Annotated in this window: 17 protein-coding genes; 12 read left to right on the forward strand and 5 right to left on the reverse strand. The window is 35.9% G+C overall.

Translation table 11 applies throughout. The features are described 5' to 3' along the window. Nucleotides 1-28 precede the first annotated feature (28 nt). The 3 genes from BZG02_RS15115 (at nucleotide 29) to BZG02_RS15125 (ending at nucleotide 4802) form a co-directional block, all read left to right on the forward strand. A complete protein-coding gene (locus tag BZG02_RS15115) occupies nucleotides 29-1855 on the forward strand; it encodes a sulfatase-like hydrolase/transferase (protein WP_101262280.1) in 1827 nt (608 codons plus the stop codon). 127 nt (nucleotides 1856-1982) lie between these two features. Then, nucleotides 1983-3395, forward strand: coding sequence for a sulfatase-like hydrolase/transferase (locus BZG02_RS15120; RefSeq protein ID WP_101262295.1), 1413 nt, complete (start codon nucleotides 1983-1985; stop codon nucleotides 3393-3395). Between the two features lie 24 nt (nucleotides 3396-3419). Next, the gene (locus BZG02_RS15125) at nucleotides 3420-4802 is read left to right on the forward strand and encodes a family 43 glycosylhydrolase (RefSeq protein ID WP_101262281.1); all 1383 of its coding nucleotides are present in this window, start codon (nucleotides 3420-3422) and stop codon (nucleotides 4800-4802) included. Between the two features lie 486 nt (nucleotides 4803-5288). Here BZG02_RS15125 and BZG02_RS15130 read toward each other — a convergent pair whose 3' ends face one another. Continuing rightward, entirely contained in the window at nucleotides 5289-5912 is a 624-nt protein-coding gene (locus BZG02_RS15130) for a hypothetical protein (RefSeq protein ID WP_143470490.1), read from the reverse strand. Between the two features lie 483 nt (nucleotides 5913-6395). Between BZG02_RS15130 and BZG02_RS15135 the strand changes: the two genes are divergently transcribed. Next, nucleotides 6396-8513, forward strand: a complete 2118-nt coding sequence (locus tag BZG02_RS15135; protein ID WP_218972256.1) for a thioredoxin domain-containing protein — start codon at nucleotides 6396-6398, stop codon at nucleotides 8511-8513. Between the two features lie 129 nt (nucleotides 8514-8642). Continuing rightward, the gene (locus tag BZG02_RS15140; protein ID WP_245868099.1) at nucleotides 8643-9446 is read left to right on the forward strand and encodes a M48 family metallopeptidase; all 804 of its coding nucleotides are present in this window, start codon (nucleotides 8643-8645) and stop codon (nucleotides 9444-9446) included. Nucleotides 9447-9537: 91 nt separating this feature from the next. Here BZG02_RS15140 and BZG02_RS15145 read toward each other — a convergent pair whose 3' ends face one another. Together BZG02_RS15145 and BZG02_RS15150 are read right to left on the reverse strand one after the other, a co-directional pair. After that, nucleotides 9538-10218: a rhomboid family intramembrane serine protease gene (locus BZG02_RS15145; protein ID WP_245868100.1), complete on the reverse strand. Its 681-nt coding sequence runs from the start codon at nucleotides 10216-10218 to the stop codon at nucleotides 9538-9540. Between the two features lie 51 nt (nucleotides 10219-10269). Beyond that, nucleotides 10270-10983, reverse strand: a complete 714-nt coding sequence (locus tag BZG02_RS15150; RefSeq protein ID WP_101262283.1) for a cell division ATP-binding protein FtsE — start codon at nucleotides 10981-10983, stop codon at nucleotides 10270-10272. A 391-nt stretch (nucleotides 10984-11374) separates the two neighbouring features. Here BZG02_RS15150 and BZG02_RS15155 point away from each other — a divergent pair, with 391 nt between their 5' ends. The 5 genes from BZG02_RS15155 (at nucleotide 11375) to BZG02_RS15175 (ending at nucleotide 19817) form a co-directional block, all read left to right on the forward strand. Next, entirely contained in the window at nucleotides 11375-14434 is a 3060-nt protein-coding gene (locus BZG02_RS15155; RefSeq protein ID WP_180335746.1) for a tetratricopeptide repeat protein, read from the forward strand. A 22-nt stretch (nucleotides 14435-14456) separates the two neighbouring features. Continuing rightward, nucleotides 14457-16166, forward strand: a complete 1710-nt coding sequence (locus BZG02_RS15160; RefSeq protein ID WP_101262285.1) for a TonB-dependent receptor — start codon at nucleotides 14457-14459, stop codon at nucleotides 16164-16166. A 133-nt stretch (nucleotides 16167-16299) separates the two neighbouring features. After that, nucleotides 16300-16800 (forward strand): hypothetical protein, encoded by a 501-nt coding sequence (locus BZG02_RS15165; protein ID WP_101262286.1) that lies wholly within the window; start codon nucleotides 16300-16302, stop codon nucleotides 16798-16800. Nucleotides 16801-17147: 347 nt separating this feature from the next. Next, nucleotides 17148-19109: a DNA topoisomerase (ATP-hydrolyzing) subunit B gene (gene gyrB, locus BZG02_RS15170; RefSeq protein ID WP_101262287.1), complete on the forward strand. Its 1962-nt coding sequence runs from the start codon at nucleotides 17148-17150 to the stop codon at nucleotides 19107-19109. A 141-nt stretch (nucleotides 19110-19250) separates the two neighbouring features. Further along, nucleotides 19251-19817: an LOG family protein gene (locus tag BZG02_RS15175; protein ID WP_101262288.1), complete on the forward strand. Its 567-nt coding sequence runs from the start codon at nucleotides 19251-19253 to the stop codon at nucleotides 19815-19817. Here BZG02_RS15175 and BZG02_RS15180 read toward each other — a convergent pair. Both BZG02_RS15180 and dapF read right to left on the reverse strand, forming a co-directional pair. Next, complete coding sequence (locus BZG02_RS15180; RefSeq protein ID WP_101262289.1) at nucleotides 19814-22630, reverse strand: cache domain-containing protein; 2817 nt, start codon at nucleotides 22628-22630, stop codon at nucleotides 19814-19816. The genes BZG02_RS15175 and BZG02_RS15180 overlap by 4 nt on opposite strands. A gap of 28 nt (nucleotides 22631-22658) precedes the next feature. Further along, nucleotides 22659-23444 carry a diaminopimelate epimerase gene (gene dapF, locus BZG02_RS15185; protein WP_101262290.1) on the reverse strand — a complete coding sequence of 262 codons (786 nt, stop codon included), beginning with the start codon at nucleotides 23442-23444 and terminating at the stop codon, nucleotides 22659-22661. A 274-nt stretch (nucleotides 23445-23718) separates the two neighbouring features. Between dapF and BZG02_RS15190 the strand changes: the two genes are divergently transcribed. Together BZG02_RS15190 and BZG02_RS15195 are read left to right on the forward strand one after the other, a co-directional pair. Continuing rightward, complete coding sequence (locus BZG02_RS15190) at nucleotides 23719-25167, forward strand: Do family serine endopeptidase (protein ID WP_101262291.1); 1449 nt, start codon at nucleotides 23719-23721, stop codon at nucleotides 25165-25167. Nucleotides 25168-25272: 105 nt separating this feature from the next. Beyond that, nucleotides 25273-25591, forward strand: a 319-nt coding sequence (locus BZG02_RS15195; protein ID WP_281253701.1) for a sigma-70 factor domain-containing protein, incomplete at its 3' end; no start/stop codon positions are given.

The raw sequence follows: 25591 nt of genomic DNA on the forward strand, positions 1-25591 counted from the left end.
GACACACAAAATATAAAAAAGAGGTTGTATGAAAATTAATAAAATTCTGTTTCTAGTAAGTTTAGTTTTATTATTTGGCGGTAAAATAGTGATTGCTCAACAGCAAGCTAATATACTTTGGATTTTAACCGACGATCATCGCTACGATGCAATTCGTTCTTTTAATAAAATGTTGAAAGGGCAGGAAATGAGTGAATTGGGCTATGTGGAATCTCCAAATACCGATCGTTTAACCGAGATGGGAACCACCTATATCAATACCTACTGTCAGGCTACTGGTTGCGCTCCTTCGCGAGCATCTATGCATTATGGCCGTTATCCTTTTCATTCGGGAGTTTATGAGTTTGAATACCATAATAATAAGGCATCGCATTGCAAGCCTACTTTGCCAGAACAAATGGCAGCGCTTGGTTACCAAACTTTACGAATTGGGAAGTTGGGAGTACGAGTAAAAACACTTGAAAATGGAAAAGCGAAACCAACCGATATATACCAAAACAATATCGACTTTAAAGCATTGCGAAAGGAAGGTTTTACTGCTTGGGGAAAAGATAATTTTAACGAAGTGGATGGGAAAAAACTGGAGAAGCCAATTAAAAACTTAGATTTTTTTGTGACGCCCGAAGGGGAGTTTAAGTATACTTCCTTAGACTTGGAAAGGCAAAGACCAGAATATGCAGGCATGGCAGAAAAAACAATGAAAGAATACGATATGCTTCGTTATTACAACAAGAAAACTGGAAAACAACTCGATAATGGAATGATTCTTTCTGGTGTGAGTTCACAACCAGCAGGAAAAACAAGAGATGCTTATTACGCTACCATTTTTGAAGATTATTTGCAAAATAAGGACAATAAATTTACGGTTGGTTCGCAAACTATTAATGGAATTGATGCTTCCAAACCACAGTTTTTTTATATTGGATTTGATTTTCCACATACTCCAGTGTTACCACCTGCTGATTATCGGGCGCGATTTCAAAAGTATAGCTATAAACTTCCTGTTTTCGACGATAGAGATCTAAAAACAATGCCAGCTCAACTTCGAAAACAAGTATCACATGCTTATTCGAATCATTTTACCGATGATGAAAAACAAAAAATGGTTCAAGATTATTATGCATTTTGTGCTTATGGCGATGCTTTAATTGGACAGGCAACGGATGCTTTTATTGCTTATAGTGAGAAAAATAAGAAGCCTTGGATGATTGTTTACGTTTGTGGCGACCATGGTTGGAAATTAAACGATCATGGGGCTGTTTCTAAGTTTACTCCGTGGGAAGTGGATACACACAATCCAATTGTAGTTGTTTCCTCCGATCAAAAAAAATTCCCTGCGGGTAAAGTAGTTCGAGATTATACCGAGTTTGTTGATATTGCTCCAACAATTCTGGCTATGGCTGGCGCAAATCTGGAGGATCCAAAATTTAATTATCTGGATGGATTTGATATGGCAAAAGTAGCATCCAAAGAAATTCCTGCCAGAGATTATATCATTGGAGAAAGTCATGCTGTAACAGGTCCGAGGGCATATATTCGGACTAAAGATTATGTTTTCTCGATGCAGACTCGTCCCAATAAAGTACGAGGCAAAGATATGGATTGGGCTCGTAATGCTAGTTATGAGGATTTAGATCCTGCACTTTACGATACAAAATTAGATCCGAAGGAAGCTAACAATTTAGCTTTTGAAAAGAAGTATGAGAAGATAGCGAAAACAATGAAAGAAAAGCTAATCAATATTGTGCTTGGTGATGGACGTATTGAAGTAGGTTGGGGTAAAAAAGCCGATGGAACGGAAATATTTCGCAGCAATTTTGCTCCAGGGGCACACGATCATCAATTGAAATTGTAAATAATGTTTTGATAAACTCATAGAATTGTAATTTTTAAAATACTACCAACTACTCTTCAAACAATAATAAAAGGGGTGGAGTAAATAAAATAGTTGTCATAATTAAATTAAAATTGACATGGATAAAATGAAGAGATTCAGATGTATTGTATGTTTAGGACTGTTTGTAAGTTTGCTTTTTTTCTCTTTCTTACCTACATCGGCACAGAAAAAAACCAATATTATTATGCTTCTTGCCGACGATGCCGGATATCATGATTTTGGTTTTCAGGGAAGTAAAACATTTAAGACTCCTAATTTGGATAAATTGGCCTCCGAAGGGATGGTTTTTAATCAAGCCTATACAACAGATGCAGTTTGTGGACCATCGAGAGCGGCATTGCTAACAGGAATTTATCCGCAACGATATGGAATAGAGGAAAATAATGTTCCTGGTTATATGAGTGCTTCTTCTAAGTTGCTGGGCGATGAGATGGGATTGCCTGTTGATATTAAAACAGTTGCTGATTATCTTCATCCATTAGGTTATCAATCAATAATTTTAGGGAAATGGCACCTGGGAAATGCCGATAGATATCATCCTTTAGGCAGAGGTTTTGATGAGTTTTATGGTTTTAGAGGTGGGGCAAGAAGCTTTTTCCCATTAAGCCAGAAAGAAGCTTTCACAAAACACGACGAAAGAATGGAGAAAGGCTTTGGGAATTTTCAGGAACCAGATAAATATTTAACAGATGCTATTGCCGATGAGGCCTGCGACTTTATTGAGCGAAATCAGAAAAAACCATTTTTTATGTATGTTTCGTTTAATGCAGTGCATTCCCCTCTTGAATCTAAAGCGTCCGATTTAGATTTATTTAAAGACCTAACTGGAGAGCGGAAGCAATTAGCAGCCATGACTTATGCAATGGATCGTGCGTGTGGTAAGATTATGGATAAGTTAAAAGAGTTGGGTTTGGAAGAAAATTCGTTGATTGTTTTTGCAAATGATAACGGTGGCCCTGATGGAACTATGACTTGTAATTATCCATTAAGTGGTTGCAAATCGAATTATTTGGAAGGCGGTATTCGGGTTCCTTGTATCATGAAACTTCCATCGGTTATTAAGGCAGGTTCGGAATATACAAGTGCGGTAAGCATGCTCGATATGCTACCAACTTTTCTGAATACTGCAGGGGGAAATGCAAACAAAATTGCTGGTTTGGATGGAGTTGATCTTTTGCCTTATATCACCAATAAAACCAAGACAGAACCACACAAATTACTTTTTTGGAAGAAAGAGAATAGAGGGGTTGTTCTTAAAGGCGATTGGAAAATGCTTCGTTTTCCCGACAGACCTGCAGAGCTTTATAATCTAGAAAAAGATATCACCGAAAGTAATAATTTGGCCTATAAATATCCCGAAAAAGTGCGCGAAATGTTTAAGCTGCTTTGGGAATGGGAGAGTGATTTGGAACGTCCGTTGTGGCAATTAAAAAGGGTTTACGAAGTAAATGCCATGAAACGAATGGACGAAAAAAGAACTCCTGTTTTAGATAAATAAGTTGTCAATTAATCATTATGTAAGATGCAATTTCCTTTAAAAAAAGTTCGAATACTTACTGTTTTTTCTTTTCTGCTAGTTGGTAATCTACTTCATGCTCAAAAAAAAACGGTAGGCATGAGTTTTAATCCAAATGCCATAAGTGTTGATGTAATTGTTCCCGAACATGGGATGGCCGATCCGCATGCTTGGGTGCAAAACGATACGGTGTTTGTCATTTGCGGACACGATGAATCTTGGGAGGGAAAAGGCTCTTTTCGAATGGATCGTTGGGAAATATGGTCATCTGCAGATTTAAAGAATTGGGAGCACCATCGGAATATTTATCCTAAGGATACTTACATTGGCGACAATCCAAATTGCTGGGCAGGAGATATTTGTGAGAGAGATGGTAAATACTATTGGTTCTTTTCGAATCGCAATATCAATACAGGAGTAGTGGTTGCCGATAAAATTACGGGCGAATACAAAGATTTGCTGGGTAAGCCATTATTGCCTAAAGGAATTGTTCCTGTACATCCTTACGATCCTGAGATCTATATCGAAAATGATGAATACACAATTTGCTTTGGTGTGAATACCTACTACATGGCTACATTGGCTAAGGATATGAAGTCTTTAACGACTGAACCAAAAGCCATTTTAGTGAAAGATGAGAATGGTGAAAAAGTAATTGCTGAGGATAAGCCAACTTTGTTCAAACGCAACGATTGGTATTATTTGGTATTTGGAAGCCGTTATGCCATGTCGAAGAATTTATATGGACCATACGATTTTAAAGGTGCATTTTTAGAAGGTGGACATACCAGTTTTTTTGATTGGCACGAACAAAAGTATGTGCTTCAGGAAAATCATGATATTAGTGCCTTTTATCGTGGAGCAAGTTTAAAACCTGTATTCTTTAATCAGGACGAGAGTATTTTTATTCCCGAAAACGACAGAATGTATCCAGCACCAGGACGACCGTTTCAATTTAAAAATAGTACCATGGGTTGGAAGGCCTTGAATGGAACAGATCTTCAATTTTCTAGTGGAATTTTAAAAGGAACAATTACAGCTAAAAATGCTTTAATTCAATCTGCACCATGGTTATATACCGACACCCGTTTGTGTTCTAAAGTAAGCTTTAAGATAAAGAACAACAGCAATGCTAAGCAGATGAAGTTTGCTATTTATACTCGTAATCAGAGCCCCGGTTTTTGGGGAGAATCAACCGGACAGGTGGACTGGAAACAACAAGAATGGATAAGCATTCCTATTCGTTCGAACGATTCTAATTTTTCAACTTATTCAATTAATTTATCTCAATTTAAAGTAGTAAACGAACGATTAATGCAAATTGCACTACAACCAGCATTTAATGTAGAAAATGGCTCTTGGGAAATCGATGAGGTTTTGGTGGAGTAAATCAAGGAAGCAACAAGGAATTTAGGTGTGTTCGTAAATGTTCCGATTTTATCAGGAAACCCCGCTTGATTTCTGCCGAACTTGCCCAAGTTTAGGGTGTGAAAGAGGCACAGCTACAGTCATTAGACCGTCATCTGTGTTGTTGATTATGGCTCGATTTTATTTACTTTAATTCATATTTTCTCTTTCATTTAATAGATTAGAACATTTTGAGAACCATAAGTAGGATTTATTAATACTGTTAACGGAGTTTTCAATGAATCTAAAATATTTATAAGTAGTATCAATCATTCGTCATTATAATTAAGACTAATGGAAAATTATAAGTTTCTTGGCGGATTAAAGTGATTTCCACAGAAAGTTGCCCTTCACTAAAAGTTTTATAACGGATACCATTCCCTTATAAGAGTAACATTTTTCATTTTCGTGTTCGTTTTCCGACCTTAGGCTATTGGTAGTTGTGGCTGCACGAATCTTGGAGTTTTTCTATGTTGTTTTGTGAATGATTTTTTTAAATTCAAAATCAATTGCTGGATTTTTATATCTTTTAATCAACTTATAACTATAGTATCCTATTGCTAATGCACAAAATATAGAAGTCCCAATAGGTCCTATTGTGTCTATAAATAACATGAATAGTTTGCTTAAACCTTTTTGTTTTCCAGAAAATTCATATTCTGTTCCTTGTTGCATATTTATTGAAGCAGTTACTATCAGATAGGAGAATAGACAAACAAACAGAATTTTAATGGAGTTTAATGTTAGGTATTTTGCTTTATTTTCGGTCTTCGTTTTTAATTCCATTTCAAAAATACTTCCTATAGAATCTGCAAGCTCTTTAAGTTCTGAATTATCTGATGGAATCAGTTTTATCATGTCGTTAACCTCTGTTTCCGAAGCATAACTTAGCTTTATCGTATTTCCTTTTTCATTAAAAACTATTCCATATAAATCTTTTTTATTGATAATTTGAAAGTCTTTCTTTTGGGAAATCATTTCAGATTTTTTTTTCATCTCGGTATAATCTTCAAATTTATTACTCGAGAGGGCAATATAATCAGGTGTCACAATTAAATTTTTCTTCTTTTCAATTCTAAAAATCTTTTCCATTAGGTATTTACTTTTGTTTTTGTTCCGCACACAGCCTTGTGAATTTGTAGCTGTATTTCTATTCTTTCTATTGATTTTAAAACTTACACTGATATAACCCATAGGTTTGTGTCTTATGTATCCTCAATAAAACTAGGTCTCGTATTTTTTATTTGGCTTCAAGTGTAAATGTATCATAGGAGTGCCAAGTTTACTTGTTTAACACTTGCCTAAAAGTAAGAATAAAATAAAAATAGGAAAGTGGCTTTACTTATTCGGTATTAATATAAATAGTTAAGAAAAACTTTGTTTGGCAGGGGCTTGTGTTTTAGGAAAAATGAAGAATTTTACTTAGTTCGAAACCCTTCGTGGGGCGTTTTAATTCACTGCGTTGTTAGCTTCGTTTGTTTTGCTCCGGTGTTTTACCAATTCCCCATCCTTATTTAAAATGATTAAAAATAATTTCTATCTTTAACTTGCTTTAATAAGTAAAGGGAAATTAAAATGATCAAATTAGCACAAGTAACTCTGGTTTTAGTGTTTATACTTGGTGCGGTGAATGCTGTATTTTCCCAAACTCAGAAAAAAAATATGAATTATACACATACCAATAGTTTAAGTCACGAAAATAGTCCATACCTCCTGCAACATGCACACAATCCAGTTAATTGGTATCCTTGGGGACCCGAAGCGCTGGCAAAAGCCAAAAAAGAAAATAAAGTATTACTAATTAGTATTGGTTATGCTGCCTGCCATTGGTGCCATGTTATGGAGCGCGAAAGTTTCGAAAACGAGGAGGTAGCAAAAGTAATGAACGAATTTTTCGTTTGTATTAAAGTCGATCGCGAGGAACGCCCCGATATCGACCAAATTTATATGGATGCTGTGCAAATGATGACTGGAAGTGGGGGCTGGCCACTAAATTGTTTTGCCATGCCCGATGGAAAACCGTTTTTTGGAGGCACCTATTTCCCTGCCGGTAATTGGGTGAATGTACTAAAAGGCATTCAAAATGCGTGGGTTAACGAGACCGATAAAGTACAACAGGTAGCAAATCAATTGGCCATGGGTATCCGCGAAAACGAAATTATTACGGTAAAGGCCGAAGCGTCTTCTTTCCCTGTTGCGGATTTAGAAAAAGCATATCGTAATTGGAAACAAGATTTTGATTCCCGTGAAGGAGGAAACAATCGGGTTCCCAAATTTCCTTTGCCTAATTCGTTGCAATTTTTACTGCGCTACTATTATTTTACAAAAGATCAGTCGGCGCTCAATCAGGTAACGCTTACGCTCGATAAAATGGCCATGGGTGGTATTTACGATCAGGTGGGAGGCGGTTTTGCCCGCTATTCGGTGGATGCAATTTGGAAAGTACCGCATTTCGAAAAAATGCTTTACGATAATGCACAGTTAATAAGTTTGTATGCCGAAGCATATCAACTTACAAAAATTCCCGAATATAAGCAGGTAATTCAGCAAACACTCGAGTTTGTAAATCGGGAATTAAGTTTGCCTCAAGCTGGTTTTTATTCCTCGCTCGATGCGGATAGTGAAGGGGTAGAAGGTAAATTTTATGTGTGGGAAAAATCGGAAGTAGATGCTCTTTTAAAAGAAGATTCGGAACTGTTTTGTGAATTCTACGGAATCACCAATCCGGCGAATTGGGAGGAAGGTAATATTCTGATGATTCAGACCGATAAAAAGTCCTTGGCGAAGAAATACAAGATATCCGTAAAACAATTGGAGCTTAAATTAGAAAGGGACAGAAGGTTTTTGCTGCATAAACGAACCAAGAGAATTCGTCCGGCACTCGATGATAAAGCCCTTACTAGCTGGAATGCGCTTATGCTAAAAGGATATGTGGATGCGTATAAAGCCTTGGGCGACCAAAATTATTTGAATCGAGCCATTCAAAATGCAGAATTTATGCAGCAACATCTTTGGAAAGGTAAAGCGCATTTGCATCGTAATTACAAGGATGGCAATTCTAAAATTAATGCTTTTCTCGACGATTATAGCTTTACCATTGAGGCTTTTGTGGCGCTTTATCAGGCAAGCTTTAACGAAGAATGGCTTTTAAAAGCAAATGATTTACTGGAACAAGTACTGCTTCATTTTTCCGACGAAAAGTCAGGCATGTTTTTTTATACTTCGAACGAAGATGATGCTTTAATTGCCCGCAAAATGGAGTTGGTCGATAATGTCATTCCATCCTCCAATTCTTCCATCGCGAAAAGTCTGTTTTTAGTTGGTACTTACTTAGATAAGACTCAATATATCGAGCGTTCTAAGCAAATGCTTGCCAATATAAAACCTCGCTTCGAAAAAACAATATCTTATCATTCTAATTGGGGACAAGTCTATTTTTGGTTAGCAAATCCTCCAGTCGAAATTGTTATTATGGGAGAGGATGCTGTGAATCAGAAACGAAAAATTGAAGAGTTATTTTTGCCCAATATTTTAATTTCTGGGAGTACATCAGAAAGTAATTTGCCTTTACTGCAAAATAGATATGTAAATGGGCAAACAACTTTTTATCTTTGTATTAATCAGTCGTGCAAATTGCCCGTTACTAATGTAAACGATTTGTTAAATCAACTGGAGATAGCGCTCCGTAAATAATGAGTAGCTATCCGTAAAATAAGGAGTAACTATTTATTTTAAACCCCGAAGGGCGTTTAATATTAATAACTTGGAGCGAACTCTAAGAATTGAATGATAAAAGAAACAACTATTAAAAATAAAAAAACGATGAAAAAAAACATGCGTACCATTTTGCTATCGGGATTTTTATTGTTTGCAATTGCATGTGCAACAGTACCCATTACCGGCAGAAAACAAATGAATTTGTTTCCAGAAACAGAAATGATTGCGACTAGTTTAACCCAATACGATGCTTTTTTAAAGGAAAGCAAGCTTTCCGACAACAAAGAGCAAACTGCAATGGTAAAAGCTTGTGGTGCCAGAATTTCTGCTGCGGTAGAGCAGTTTATGAACGAAAACGGACTAAGCGATCGTATTTCTGATTTTGTTTGGGAATTTAATTTGGTGGAAGATGATACGCCTAACGCATGGTGTATGCCAGGTGGTAAAGTGGTTTTTTACACAGGAATTTTACCATATACTCAAACAGAAACTGGTCTGGCTGTAGTAATGGGACACGAAATAGCCCATGCAATTGCTCGTCATGGTAATGAGCGAATGAGTCAGCAAATGGGAATTCAGTATTTAGGACAAGGCTTGGCATTGGCGCTAAACGAAAAACCTGCCGAAACACAGCAAATTTGGATGACTGCCTTTGGTGTTGGTACCAATGTTGGTGTTATGTTGCCATTTTCGCGTTCTCATGAAACCGAAGCCGATAAAATGGGCTTGATATTTATGGCGATGGCTGGATACGATCCTGCCGAAGCAGTTGAGTTTTGGAAAAGAATGGGAGAGAGTGGAGGTCAAAAACCACCAGAATTCTTGTCGACTCACCCTGCCGACGAAACTCGTGTGTCGGATTTAAAGGCTTATTTGCCAGAGGCAATGAAGTATTATAAAAAGAAATAAAATACGAATTATAAATAGATGGCATGCTCACCGCAGGGGAGTATGCCATCTATTTATAAAGAAAAAGGAGCTTAAAACTACAGCTTATTGCTCATTTCCTTAATACTTCTTTATCTTCTAAATATTCCGAATTCCAAATTTCCTCAGGAATCGAATCGTCATCTTCCGAAATAATGGCTATTGGTTTTTTGGGTCCTTGGTTGCGATAAGCCAAAGCATAAATTAAACCAGAGAAAGCACCAAATAAGTGCCCTTCCCACGAAACATCCGTTAGGATCGGAAATACACCCCAAAATAAACCGCCGTACAAAAAAACGACAATAAACGAGATGGCAATTAATCGGTAGTGGTTGCGAATAATTCCACTAAAAAACAGGAAGGATGCAAAAGCATAAACCAATCCGCTGGCACCAATATGGTAGGCTTCGCGCGCGCCCAGCCAAACCAAGATGTTTGCGGTAAGATAACAAAGTATAAATATTCGATACGAAAGAGGCCGATAAAAATAAAAGATGCCCCAACTTAATACTAGAAAGGGTACGGTATTGGCCATTAAATGACTAAAATCCTTGTGTATTAGCGGACTGGTGAGAATTCCTATTAAACCTTTACTGTGTAAAGGGAAAATTCCTAAATAGTACAAGTCCAAACCAAGACCCCATTCAAACAGCTTAACTGCCCAAATCAAAAAAATAAAAGCGAGCGGAAAAATTAAGCTGTGTTTTAGCTTCAATTTTTCAAAATCCTTATGGTATGGAATTTTATTTCGCAAGTGCTGATTGGTGTAAGTTTGTGGCAAGCCTTTAGTTTTCTCCGGTTTGGTTTACTCTAATTCAAGTTCTTCCTCAACATCGGTTTTTGGATTCGAAATCTCAATTACTTTTCCGTCTTTGCATTCTAATGTGCGAGCAGGGAATTTTTTTAGCAGATCGTGCTGGTGGGTTGCCATTACAATAGTTCGTCCATTTTTACTGATATCCATTAGTAATTCAGCCAATTCATCCGAGGTTTCAGGGTCAAGATTACCCGTTGGCTCATCCGCTAAAATAATATCCGGAGAATTCAGTAAGGCACGGGCAATCACAATTCGTTGCTGTTCTCCTCCCGAAAGTTCATGTGGCATTTTGTATCCTTTTTTGCCCATATTTACTTTACTTAGTACTTCCTCAATTCTATTATCAATCTCTTTTTTATTTTTCCAACCGGTAGCTTTTAAAACAAATTCCAAATTAGCGTGAACATTACGATCGGTTAGTAATTGAAAATCTTGAAATACGATACCTATTTTTCGTCTTAAAAAAGGAACTTGTTTGGTTTTAATGATAGGAAGATAAAATCCGGCAACAGAGCCTCCTCCTTCTTTTATTGGCAGGTCAGCGTACAGGGTTTTCATTAAACTGGTTTTGCCACTGCCTACTTTTCCGATAATGTAAACAAATTCTCCTTTTTCAATTTCTAAACTAACGTCGGTTAGAATAATATTATCCGCCTGACGGATAACTGCATTTTTAAGTTCAATGATAGGAGATTCGGACATGTATTTCGTTTTTTTTAGAATTCAAATTGTATGTTGATATACAAATCTAAAAAATTATTTCGGCAGAAGGTTTTTTATTGCTCTTTTTCTTTATCAAAACAGTTTGCAATTTTTCTTTGTTTCCTCCGTTTGAAATACAATAAGCTTACAGATTATTTATACCTTTAAGGCTGATTTTGTGAGTCGGGATCGATTCGTAAATTAGTCGCTGAAAGGCGTAATTGTTCAACGTTTTTACTTGTTATATTTACACACGCAATACAGTATGAGAAACAAATGTAATTTGTGGATTTTGACTTCCCTGTTTTTTTTATGTTTGGGATATACAGCGCAGGCCCAAAAATCATTAACCCATAAAAGTAGTAACCAGCTTTGGCAATCGGCCATGGAAATGTTCCAAAATAAAAATTATGGCGGCGCAAGACACGAATTTGCCGATTTTGTAAAAATGGAAGAGGATGCTTATTCCGATCGATCTACCAAAGCAGATTTCTACATGGCTTGGTGTTCTATCGAGCTTTTTCGCCCCGAGGCCGAAGAGGAAATGAAAGCTTTCATTCGAAAACATCCCGAAAGTAATTTAAAACAAGCTGCCTTTTTTCAGCTTGGCAGACAACAATATCGTTCTAAAAAATATAAGGATGCTTTGGAGTGGTTGAAGCAGGTAGATATTTATGCTTTAGATTCCGATCAGCGAACTGAGTATCAGTTTAAAATGGGATATTCCTATTTTGTAGAGAAAAAATATGAAGAGGCACGAAAATTCTTTTTCGAGATCATCGAGGTGTCGGGAGAATATAACGCACCGGCAAATTATTACTATGCCCATATTGCTTATTTAAATGAGAATTATCAAACGGCATTAAATGGCTTCGAAAAGCTAATCAAGAATAAAACCTTTCAGCCAATTGTTCCTTACTATATCACACAAATTTATTATCTGCAAGAGAAATACACCAAGGTAATTGAATATGCACCGCAATTTTTAGAGGATGCCTCAGTTACGCGTAGCGACGAAATTGCAAAAATGATAGGGCTTTCCCATTATCAGTTGAAAGAATATCAAAAGGCAATCCCATTTCTGGATAAAGGAACAAAAAGCTTTTCTCGGGAGGATCGATTTGCTTATGGATATTGTTTGTACAAACAAAAGAAATTTGGCGAAGCGGTGGAGCAATTCGAGAAAGTTGGTGGTGAAAATGATGAGCTACTAATGGTTGCTAATTATTGCTTGGCCGATTGCTCCTTACAATTAGGCGATAAGCAGGGTGCTAAAGTGGCTTTTGCAAGTACCGCCAGAATGGATTTTGATAAAAATATGCAACAGGATGCTTTGTTTAATTTTGCAAAATTAACTTACGAACTTTCTTATTCTCCCTTTAACGAGACGATTAAAGCTTTTGATGAGTATTTGCAAAAGTATCCCGATTCGGATCGTAACGATGAGGCCTACGATTATTTGGTGAAAGTGTACATGACCACCAAGAATTATGGCGACGCCTTACTTTCTATGGATAAAATTGCTAAAAAAACACCTGAGATAAAAAAAGCCTACCAAAGAGTTTCCTGGTTGCGAGGATTAGAGCTGATGAAGCAACTAAATTATAGCAAGGCAATAGATTCTTTTAATGCTGCCCTGGAATACAAAATCTATAATTCTCAGATTGCTGCAGAGTGTATTTATTGGAAAGCCGAAGCGAATTATCGCATGGGCGATTTTACAAAGGCAACAGCTCTTTACAATGAGTTTTTGTCGTCGCCGGGTTCGGGAGCGTCGGAATATTACGAGCGCGCTTACTACAATATTGCTTATGCTTATTTCGAGCAGGACAAGTACAATGAGGCTTCCGATTGGTTTCGTAAGTTTGTGAATCAATACAACGAAAAAAGTAACTATGTTTCGGATGCTTGTAACCGTATTGGCGATTGTTTCTTCTTAAATAGAGATTACAAAAATGCAGCCGAGTATTACCGTAAATCAGTAAATACAAGTAAATGGGATAACGATTATGCCTTGTATCAGCAAGCTCTTTCTGTAGGATTATTGGGTGACTCTGCCGAAAAATCGCGGTTATTACAACAAATACGTACTTCTCATCCCGATTCGGAATATTTGGATGATGCGTTGTACGAATTGGCAAATGCAAAAGTAAAGTTAGACGATCAGACCACAGCGGTATCTATTTATAAAGAATTGGTAAGCAAATTTCCCAATGGTAGTTATGCACCTAAATCGTTATTGCAACTCGGACAGCTAAATTATAATGCTAAAGAGTATCAAAAAGCTATCGCCGCTTACAAAGAGGTGGTGATAAAATATCCGCAAAGCGAAGAAAAGAAAAGCGCATTTATGGGATTAAAGAATGTTTATGTGGATATGAATAATGTGAACGACTATTTTGCGTTTGCAGAGTCGGTTAATGAAGGAGGAGGGATTCGTACTTCAGAGAAAGATTCTCTTTCCTATATTTCTGCCGAACGATTATACATGTCGGGCGAAACCGAAAAAGGAACAAATGCTTTGGGAGACTATTTAATGAATTTCCCAAATGGAATGTTTCAATTAAATGCACAATTTTACAAAGCCGATGCGGCCCTTAACCAACAAAAATTCGACGAGGCACTAGCAGGTTTCGAACAAGTACTAAGTCGTCCGAATAATTTGTTTACCGAGAGGGCTTTATTGGCTTCATCGCAGTTAAATTATAGAAATAAGAATTACACGCAGGCAAAAAAACAGTTTTCAAGATTGGCACAAATGGCCGAAATTCCTGAGAATGTAAAATTGGCTAAAGTGGGATACATGCGTGCAGTGTATAGCTTAAAAGAATATCAGAATACAATTCAGGCAGTAGGCGATGTACTCGAACTTCCTAAATTACAGGAAGAATTAATTCGCGAAGCAAAATATAAACGAGGCAAGTCTTATTTTAATTTGGCGAATACAACTGCAGCAGTTACCGACTTTAAAGAGGTTGCTAAGGAAACAAAAACTGCCGAAGGTGCCGAAGCAAAATACCTGATGGCAAAAATATATTTGGAGAAAGGACAATACGATATGGCCGAAAAAGAAATCAATGAGTTTATTGAAATGAATTCGCCGCATCATTACTGGTTAGCAGAAAGTTTTCTTTTATTATCGGATGTTTTTCTAAAAAAGAACGATCCTTTTCAGGCACGTTACACCTTGCAAAGTATTGTCGATAATTATGCTGTAAAAAACGATGGTATAATGGAAAGAGCACAGGCAAAATTAGATGTTCTTTTGGCTGGTGAGAAAAAGGCCCAGGAAAAAATTGTTAATAAAGAAGTAAAAGTCCAGTTCGAAGGAGCCGATAGTACCGAAAGTAATAAGTTGTTCGAAAAATCTTCAGAAAAATCAGATTCTCTTCAGATGGACGAGGAGAGGATAATGTTGGAAAAAATGCTAAATAGACTAGACATCAAGTAATTAACCACTAATAAAAAAAGTAATGTTTAAAAAGATCATATTCACTCTTGCAATAACTAGCTTGGTATTTTCAGTTTCTTATGCACAGGAAGAAAGAGATTTAAATAAGGAAGTAAAAGTAAAGACTGCTTATCAACCTAAAATAAATAAATCGAAACGAATTGGTGAATTGCCAGTGGTGCAGGATACCGCAACTTTTACACCTTCGTTTTCCTATTTTATACAAACAAAGCCTTTGGCTGTAGGATTTTCACCCGCACTTATTCCTGCCGCTAGAATTGTTGGCGAGCCTTTGCAATCTATTAATAGTCACACGTTAACATTGGCTGGAGGTAACTATTCAACCCTTTTCGGGGATTATCGATTCAATAACCAACGCTCGAAAACTAGCGATTTTGGAATTCATATTCGTCATTATTCTACCAACGGAAAATTAGAGTTGGAAAATGGTCGTAAAGCTAAGCCCGATTGGACCGAGCAATTGGCTGAAGTATATGGTAGTGTGTATTTGGATGAAGGTAAGCTTAGCGGAAAAGTCTATTACGAGCACAAAGGCTACGATTTTTTCGGTTTTCAGTCAAGTAATGATGTTGCTGCTAATTATGTGAATTTATTTCCTTACAACGAGCAGGTTCAGAATCGTTTGGGTTTGGCTGCTGATTTTCAAACTACATTTAAAGACGATGAAAGACTAAATTTTGGTGCTGGTTTGCAATATGAGCATTTTGCCGATGATATTTTGGTAACTGAGAATGATGTAGTAATTAATGCTGTGGCAAAAATTCGCCGGGGAGAAGGTTTATGGAGTTTGACTTCTGCTTTTGATTACTTTGGAACCGATGGAATTATCGATTGGGAAGAGTTGGGAAATACTTTAGAAAGAAATACACTGGTTTGGGACCTAAATCCTCAATATTCGTTACAAACCGGTAAACTAAACCTAAAACTAGGAGTAAATACAGTACTTGCCATGGGCGACGATTCCGAAGCCAAGCTATATCCAGATATCGCTATCGATTTAGAGGTGATTGATGGCATTATGACCTTATTCACAGGATTGGATGGGGATTTGAAAATGAATAAATACAATGATATTGTTGCTGAAAATCCATACGTTTACTCAGGTTTAAATGTAATGCCATCCAATCAAAAATACCGATTGTTTGGAGGAATAAAAGGCAGTTTATCATCCAATTCCTCCTTTAAATTATCGGCAGAATACAGTTCGGTTGACGATCAGTACTTTTTTGTAAAAAGAAATGCTGGTGCGCCAAATGCAAATTATTCCGGTCCAACTTATTCGAATAAATTCGATGTAGTTTACGATGATATTAGCTTGCTTCGTTTGGGTGCTGAAGTAAATATTGGTTGGAGCGATAAATTGGACCTGAATGCTGCGGTTTGGTATAATAAATATACTCTCGATAAACAAGCAGAAGCTTGGCACAAACCAGAATTCGAAATGAATGTAAATGCAGCCTACGCTTTTACCGACGATTTAAATTTTCAGGCAGGGGTGAATGTTTTGGGCGAGAGACCTGTTAGTATAGGATCTACGGTAAAAACATTAGATGCCGTGTACGATTTAAATGTAGGAGCAAGTTATCGCCTAAATAAGCATTTTACAGCCTTTGGTAAGGTAAATAATTTATTTGCCGATAAGTATTACCAATGGGACGGATATCCATCTCAAAGACTTAATTTTTTATTGGGTGTAAAAGTGGTGTTTTAAGCCGTTTTAAAAGTATTTTTCAAAAGGATGTTCTGTTAATAGAACATCCTTTTTTAATTTACTTATGTTTGCAAATTGTTTTTTGCATGCTTTTTGCTAGTTTTAGTATAATTATTAAATCTCAATCGAAATTATGTATTTTAAAATCATCAATAAATTAAAATATTTCCTTCCATTTGTTCTCCTGTTTTTTTTATTTGGAGCGGAGCTTACTGCTCAAACTGACGAGCGATGGAAACTTTCTGTGAATAATGATCAAAAACCACTCGAAGTTTTAATGGAGATGGGAGCAGAGGATATTGGAATAACTTACTTGTTTGATATTACTAGAGATACGCTTAATATGGCTTTTGTTGCCGAAGAAGCTATTGATTGGGATTCGCATGGAGTGGGTGTGTTTGCAATGCCAAAAAGCAAAGAGGTGCTTAAAATAAAACTCGAAGATGCCGATTTGGAAAATGTTCAGGTCGTTTTTTACAAGATGTGGAAAGCAATGCCTAAAAATTTTAAAAATGTAATTACCGTCTTTGAACTTCGTGAGTACGGACGTACTAAATCAGGTGCTGATATCGATAGTTTCATCATTAAATTTAAAATGAAAAGACCACGACGAAGCAATTCCATGGAATTATAAACATAAAGGCACGCATTTACCTTCCGGTTAATGCGTTAAAAAAATGTTTGTCAAAAACTAATACCAAGCACGATTTTTCTGAATAAAACAACCCGTAAATTGATCATTTTTACTATCTTTGTTTTACTTTTACCTCTAGGAGTAAGTGGTGGATTAATGTATTGGTAATGAATGTGTTGTATCTTTCTTTCTATTGCTGATTTTTGTTGATCTAAACAGAAAAAAAACTTTCCTGAGAATAAATTAATTTTTGTACAAAAAATAGATTAGAATATAAGATCATGATTTGATCAATAATGAAATGATTATTGATCAAATTGTTTGATTGACAACTAAAGATCTGATAAATGAGTGATTTAGAAAAAAAGCCAAACGAGAATAATGAATATTCAGCTGATAGTATTCAGGTATTAGAAGGATTGGAAGCGGTTCGTAAGCGCCCTTCTATGTATATTGGTGATGTAAATGTGAAAGGTTTGCACCATTTGGTGTATGAGGTGATAGATAACTCTATTGATGAGGCCTTAGGTGGATATTGTAACAATATCGATGTATTCATTAATGAGGATAACTCAATTACCGTTAAGGATGACGGTCGTGGTATTCCTACAGAACTGCACGCGAAAGAAAACAAGTCGGCACTAGAAGTGGTAATGACGGTTTTACACGCTGGAGGTAAATTCGATAAAGGTTCCTACAAAGTATCTGGTGGATTGCACGGTGTAGGTGTTTCTTGTGTGAACGCATTGTCAATACTTTTAACCGCAGAAATTCATCGCGATGGAAAAGTATATCATCAAGAGTATTCAAAAGGTGCTCCTCTTGGAGATGTTAAAGTGATTGGGGAGACAAATCATACCGGAACAAATATTACTTTTAAACCAGATGATTCTATCTTCTTGGTTACAGAGTATAAATACGATATTTTAGCGGCTCGTTTAAGAGAACTTGCTTTCCTTAATAAGGAAATTCGATTGAATCTTACCGATAAACGGGATGTGGATGACAAAGGCGAGTTCCGTTTCGAAACATTTTACTCGAAAGAAGGATTAAAAGAGTTTGTTGAATATCTTGATAGTACAAGAGAGCGTTTAATAGAAGAAACAATTCATGTTTCAATCGATAAGAATGAAGTTCCTGTTGAGATAGCACTTCAATATAATTCTTCCTATTCGGAAAATATTCACTCATACGTGAATAATATTAATACAATCGAAGGAGGAACTCACTTAACAGGTTTCCGTCGAGGATTGACCCGAACTCTTAAAGCATTTGCAGACAAGTCTGGAATGTTGTCTAAATTAAAGTTTGATATTAGTGGGGATGATTTTCGAGAAGGATTAACAGCTGTTGTTTCTGTGAAAGTTGCAGAACCTCAGTTCGAAGGACAAACAAAAACAAAATTAGGAAACTCGGAAGTTAGTATTGCTGTTGATCAGGCTGTAAGTACAATGTTGGCGAATTACTTGGAAGAACATCCAAAAGATGCTAGAACAATTGTGCAAAAAGTAATAATGGCAGCTACGGCTCGTCATGCGGCTAGAAAAGCTCGTGAATTAGTACAAAGAAAAACAATATTAGGAGGTTCTGGACTTCCAGGTAAGCTTTCTGATTGTTCAGATAAAGATCCAGTTAACTGCGAAGTATTCCTTGTCGAGGGTGATTCGGCGGGTGGTACTGCTAAGCAAGGTCGTGATCGTAAATTTCAAGCAATTCTGCCTTTAAAAGGTAAAATTCTGAATGTGGAGAAAGCCATGCAACACAAAGTTTTCGAAAGTGAAGAGATCAAGAATATATTTACTGCTTTAGGAGTTACAATTGGAACCGAAGAGGATAGTAAAGCGGCTAATGTGGAGAAGATTCGTTATCACAAAATCGTTATCATGTGTGATGCCGATGTCGATGGTAGTCATATCGCTACTCTTATTATGACCTTCTTTTTCCGATATATGAAGTCATTAATCGAAAGTGGTTATTTATATATTGCAACACCTCCTTTGTATTTGGTGAAAAAAGGAAAGAACGAACAATATTGCTGGAATGAAGATCAGCGTTTGCGTTTAATCGACGAATGGGGTGGGGGAAAAGAATCTTCTATGCACATTCAGCGTTACAAAGGTCTTGGAGAGATGAGTGCGGAGCAATTATGGACTACAACAATGAATCCAGAAGCTAGAACTTTGCGCCAGGTAACTATTGATAATGCTGCAGAAGCAGATCATACATTCTCTATGTTAATGGGTGATGAAGTTCCTCCTAGACGAGAATTTATTGAGAAAAATGCAACTTATGCGAACATTGATGCATAAGGTTTAAATAAAGAAGCTGAAGCCCTTGAGTTAACTCTCAAGGGCTTTTTTTATTATTACCAAATCATCAAATTTGTGTTTTATTATTTGTTGTGTAAAACAAAATGAATAATTTTCCTGCAAATTATAAATGTAAAAAATATGAATATTTGTGTGTTTTGTTCTTCCAGTAATTCTGTAGATAAAAAGTATTTTCAGGAAGCCGAAAATTTGGGAATAGCAATTGCCTCTTGTGGCTACAATTTAGTTTATGGAGGAACCAATGTTGGGTTGATGAATCAAGTTGCAGTTTCCGCGAAGCAGGCTGGTGGCAAAGTAATTGGTGTTGTTCCTAAATTAATTGCTGATTATGGATTAACTGCCGACTTTTTAGACGAATTGATCATTACTTCGGATATGTCGGAACGGAAAAAAGTTTTACGCGAAAAATCGAACGCATTTGTTGCTTTGCCAGGTGGTTTTGGTACTCTCGAAGAGATTCTGGAAGTAATAACCTTGAAGCAATTAGGATATCATAACCTACCGATTGTGTTTATTAATACCGATGGGTTTTATGATTTTTTAAAGGATCAATTTGAGCTTTCTTATCAGGAGAATTTTGCCAAGGAAGATTATCGAGATTATTATAGGTTTGTAAATGATTATGATAGTGCAATAGCATATGTTCAGAGCTATAAAAAAGAATTATTAAAAACAAAATGGGACTAATTTTTAACAAGGAGTTTCTCAATAGAATCGAGTAGTTTGCTCATTTTAATAGGTTTTGACAGGTAGTCGTCGCAACCAGAGGCGATTACTTTCTGTTTGTATTCTTTTTGAAAGAAAGCGGTTTGACCAATAATTGGAATTTGTGAGTTGAAGGCTTTAATTTCTCGTGTTGCATCATAACCATTCATGATTGGCATTTGAATATCCATAAGAACAAGATCGATCGCAATTGATTGACAAATTTCAACGGCTTCGCTACCATTTTTTGCCCATAATAATTCAGCATTGGTTTTTGCCAGACTTGCTTTAAAATAGGAAAAATTATTTCTTTCGTCATCTACGATAAGAATACTTTTTCCTTTCCAATCGTATGTGATTTTTTCAATATTTTCTGCTATTTCTATTTTTGAAGTGTCCCTGTTATAAGGAAGGTTTACGTAAAAGCATGTGCCTTTTTGTTCTTCGGATTCAACTCTAATGCTTCCTCCAAGTATTTCCGCTAGTCGGCTCGAAATAGTTAATCCGAGTCCGGTTCCACTATACTGTCTGGTGTCCGATCCATCCATTTGCCTAAAACTCTGAAAAACATTTTCTAAGGATTGTTTCGGAATGCCAATTCCAGTATCGCTTACGAAGAATTCTATCTTATTTTCATCTTTAAGATAATAGCCAAATTCAATAAAGCCATCATTAGTGAATTTAATGGCATTTTCTATTAAGTTGGATAGTAACTGCTCCAATCGATTTGGATCGGTATAAATAATAGAATCTTCATCGTTTAAGCTTTTCTGAATTTTCAGAATGAGATGAGATTTTTGATTGTTATTTTTGTAGAGGTAGTATTTTTCATATAATTCAGAAAGTACTGTGTTTACCGAAATTTCGAATGGAAATAGTTTTATTTGTTTGCACTCTATTTTCGATAAATCGATGATGTTATTAATAAGTTGTAACAAATTAATACCACTCTGCTTTATTAAGGCTCCGTATTCTTGGCGTTCACTGTCGTTTACTTCTTGGCAAGTAATTATTTCAGTAAAGCCAAGAATGTGATTCATTGGCGTTCTAATTTCATGCGACATATTTGCAAGAAAGGCGGATTTTAATTTATCCGATTCTTCCGCTTTGTTTTTTGCTTCCCGTAAGTGTTTTTCATATTCTTTTCTATCTGTGATATCTCTATAAATGCCAAATATTGCAATTTGCTTGCCATTTACTTCAATCGGATTTCCCATGATTGAAACATCAATTAAACTACCGTCCTTGCATTTTCGAACCGTCTCAATTTCTACTAATTGACCTTTTGAGGTAAGGTAATTTAAGTTATATGCTTCGTCTTGCTTTGTTTCATCGGCAAGTAGTGTATCTATTACGATCCCTTTTAAATCTTCTTTTGTATAGCCAAACAGACTGGTAAATTGTTTGTTTATTTTTAAGCCTTTACTTTTATTATCGGTAATTACAATTGCTTCTGGTGAGTTTTCAAAGAGTTGCTCAAAGTACGCCGTTTCAATATTCAGTTGGTGCTCAATCGATTTTCTTTTCGATATCATTTCATTGGCATGTTCTCCAATAATCTTAAACTCTTTAAAGTGTAACTTCGATATGTCAATGACATGAGAGTCCGTTGCAGCACTTTTGTAAAATTGGGTTAGAATATCTAGTCCCGATTTGCTAATTTTTACAATAAAGCTCGTAAAAGTAAAAATGATAATAATTGCCAGTAAAAAGGTCAATCCTACTTTAATGAAATATCCAGTTACTGCAGTTTTTAACTCTTCTCTTTTGAGTTGAATCGAGTGGGTGAGTGCCCCCATATGAATACCGCTTCCAATTACCCATTGCCAGTCTTTGTAACTTTTAGCAAACATTAATTTAGTAATAGCTTCGTCGGGTCCTATTTGGTAGGGATCCAAATAGGTAACAAAACCTCCGTCTTTATCCGTTCCTCTAGTAATTAGTTCTTGAACTACTTTTTTACCTTTCTTGTCTTTTTTATTCCATAGGTTTCGTCCGGTTAGTTCTTTGCGAGTGTGCGCTAAACAAGTTCCATCAAAACGAAAAACAGCAATGGTAAAATTCTCATCAAATCGCATGGATGTGATTTTATCCAAAATTTCATTTTGAATATTTAGTCGGTAATTATCAACATATTGGGTGCATCCGATATACCAATTAAAGGGTTTAAATATTTTCACGAAGGATATTTTCGGATCAATTTTTTGCCCTTCTTCCGATTGCCAAGAGTAGTTGGTGTAACCTTCTCCTTTAGTGTTGGCAATTTCAATTTCTTTTCTGATAATTGGAATCCCAAAAACATCTTTTAAGGAAAGCTTATCTTGTCCTTCCCATTTCGGATTCTCAGAATCCATCTGTACAATTCCAGACAAGCTATTTATAAAGAAAAACCCATTTCCATTATTAAAACGAACAGTGCGTAAAGCATCAATAATAAGTTTTTTTATCTGCTCTTCGCTATAGGTGTTTTTACAGCTATTGTATATGTTTGTTGCAATAGAATGCGCTTCGAAAACCCTGCCGGAAATGTCTTTTTTTAGTGCATTTCTTGTTTGTTCCCTCTCGTTTTCAATATAATTAATAAGTGTTTGAGTTTCTTGCTGTAGGGTTTTCTCCTGAATTCGATAAAAATCGTCTTGAATTTGTTTCGATTCTTGTTCAAATTTTTGTCTTGCCTGTTGCACCCAAAAAATCCCAATTATAGATATGAGGAAAAAAGATGTAGCGAGAAGAGAAACCAAAAATACTTTGGAAATACTTCGGTCTTCGATAAATTTAGCAAGAATAAATTTCATATGGTGTGGTAGAAATAGAATTCAATTATTAAGTTGTGAGAGTGCCATCGAAAACATGTGTTGCTGGTCCTGTTAGCCAGATATTTTCAATTTGTTTTTCAGTTATTTTCTGAAAGTGAACTTCCAGAACTCCTCCTTTGGTTTGAATTTTAAAGTTGTTCCGATTTATTTTGAAGCTAGCACTAATTGCCGATGCAACAACTCCAGTTCCACAGGAGTAAGTTTCATCCTCAACGCCTCTTTCATAGGTGCTTACTCTTAAGCCTTGATCTTCAATGGATACAAAGTTTACATTGGTTCCTTGTTCCGAAAATCGGTTATTGTACCTAACTTTTTTTCCTTCGGTATAGGTGTCAAAATTTTCATGATCAGAAATAAATTGCACAAAATGAGGGGAGCCAGTATTTAGATAGTAAAAATCTTCCCCTATTTCTATGTCCGAAACATCAATCATTTTAAGGCTAACCTGAATTGCTTCTTCGGATGTAATAATTTTGGCTTCGTGTTCTCCATCAACTGCTATAAAACGTGCTTTTTCGGAGATAATACCTAAACGATAAGCAAAAGCAACAATACAACGACCACCATTTCCGCACATACTGCCTTCTTTTCCATCCGAGTTGTAATATCTCATCCGAAAGTCGAATCCGTCTTCATTTTCAAGTAACATTAATCCATCTCCACCAATTCCGAATCTTCGGTCGCATAGTTTTTCGATGAATGAAAAGTTATCAGGTGCAATATTCCCATTTCTATTATCAATTAAGACAAAATCATTCCCAGTTCCCTGATATTTTGAAAATTTAACTTTCATTTTTAAATCTTGTTAAGAAGTGTTAAATACCAATAAATTATAAACACTTATAGAACTTATATCGTTAAAATTGTTCTACGAATACTAGTGGTTTATTGGTGTCAGTTATTTCGACACTCAAGAAAATCAAAATTATTTGATCCATGAAATAAATTGATTTTTATTTTAGAAGTAAAAAGCAACATTCTGCGTTTATTTTTGTTTTAATGAGAAAAACATCCTGTTTATGGGTAAGCAGATATCATATAATTATTAATTATTAAAGTTTTTTCAGATGAAATTTAAATTGTTTTTGGGAAAATTAGGAATTGCTATTTTAGGTGGTATTGTAGCCATCTTATTATTTGTTTTATTTAGCGATAAAAAAGAAAGAATTATTACGACTCCTGAATTACGAACGACTCAGCTTGCAAATCATGCACTTGTTAATGTGCCTCAGGTAGATCTAACATATGCTGCTGAAATGTCTGTAAAATCGGTTGTTCATGTGAAAACACTATTTTCAAATGAGGAATATCAGTCCAATCCATTTTACGACTTTTTATTTGGCGATAGAAGCAGGAGTCAACAACCACGAGCTAGTTTAGGATCAGGTTCTGGAGTAATTATTTCTGATGATGGGTATATTGTTACTAATAATCATGTGGTACAAGGGTCGAATTTAATAAATATTGTACTCTACGATAAAAGAGAATACGAAGGGAAGTTAGTAGGTAATGATCCGTACACCGATTTGGCTCTAATTAAAATTGATGAAAAGGATTTGCCCAAAATGGATCTGGGAAATTCGGATGATTTAAAATTGGGCGAATGGGTTCTTGCTGTAGGAAATCCGTTCAACCTTACCTCTACCGTAACCGCTGGTATTATTAGTGCAAAAGCAAGAAATTTAGGTTTAAATGGGAGCCAAATGAGTATCGAGTCGTTTCTACAAACCGATGCGGCGGTGAATCCTGGAAACAGTGGTGGTGCTCTGGTAGATACTAAAGGCAGATTAATTGGCATTAATACAGCAATTGAATCTAGAACAGGTTCCTATTCGGGTTATTCTTTTGCAATTCCGGTTGCCATTGTTGAAAAAGTAATCGGAGATCTTAAAAATTATGGAGAAGTGCAAAGAGCATTTATTGGGGTATCTATTCGTACGGTAGATGCTAATTTAGCATCAGAATTTAAAATTGATAAGATTGAGGGAGTGTATGTCGCAGGGGTAAATGAGGATGGTGCCGCCGAGCTTGCTGGAATTAAAAAAGGAGATATTATATTGAATATAGATGGGAAAGTTGTAAATTCTAGTGCGGAGTTGCAAGAACAAGTCAGTAAGTTCCACCCTGGTGATAAAATTAAGGTTTTAATAAAAAGAGATGAGGAAAGGAAACAAATTGACGTAGTCTTACGTAATAAGCTAGGTAATACCAACCTTATTAAATCAAAAGATCTGGCTTTTCTTGGAGCTGAATTTGAACCTTTATCAACGCAGGAGAAGTATCGTCTTCAAATAAACAGAGGAGTGAAGGTTAAGAGTCTGCGCAATGGAAAGTTTAAGGATGAGGATATTAAAGAAGGTTTTATTATTTATAAAATTAATGAAACACCAATTTTTAAGGTAGATGATATTAAAAATGCACTTCAGACTGTGAAAGATGGTGGTGTATTTATCTCTGGAATTTATCCGGATGGAAGCGTTAAATACTACGCTTTTTCTCTAAATGATAAAGATTAAGAAATTAAACGGGAAAATAATATTAATTCGAATAAAAGAGCAATTAATTTTGACTTTAAGTTTTTAAAAGTATAATTTTGCAAAATATTTCGATGAAAAGGGACTATGAGACAATTAAAGATAACCAAATCAATTACCAATCGTGAAAGTGCTTCGTTAGATAAGTATTTGCAGGAAATAGGTAAAGAAGATCTTATTACGGTAGAGGAAGAAGTTGAATTGGCACAGCGAATAAAAAAAGGTGACCAAAAAGCTTTGGAGAAACTTACCAGAGCAAACTTACGTTTTGTTGTTTCGGTTGCGAAACAGTATCAAAATCAAGGATTAAGTCTGCCAGATCTTATTAACGAAGGTAATTTAGGTTTGATTAAGGCAGCAGAAAAGTTTGATGAGACACGAGGATTTAAATTCATCTCGTATGCCG

It is taken from the genome of Labilibaculum filiforme (assembly GCF_002843315.1).
Lineage (GTDB): Bacteria > Bacteroidota > Bacteroidia > Bacteroidales > Marinifilaceae > Labilibaculum > Labilibaculum filiforme.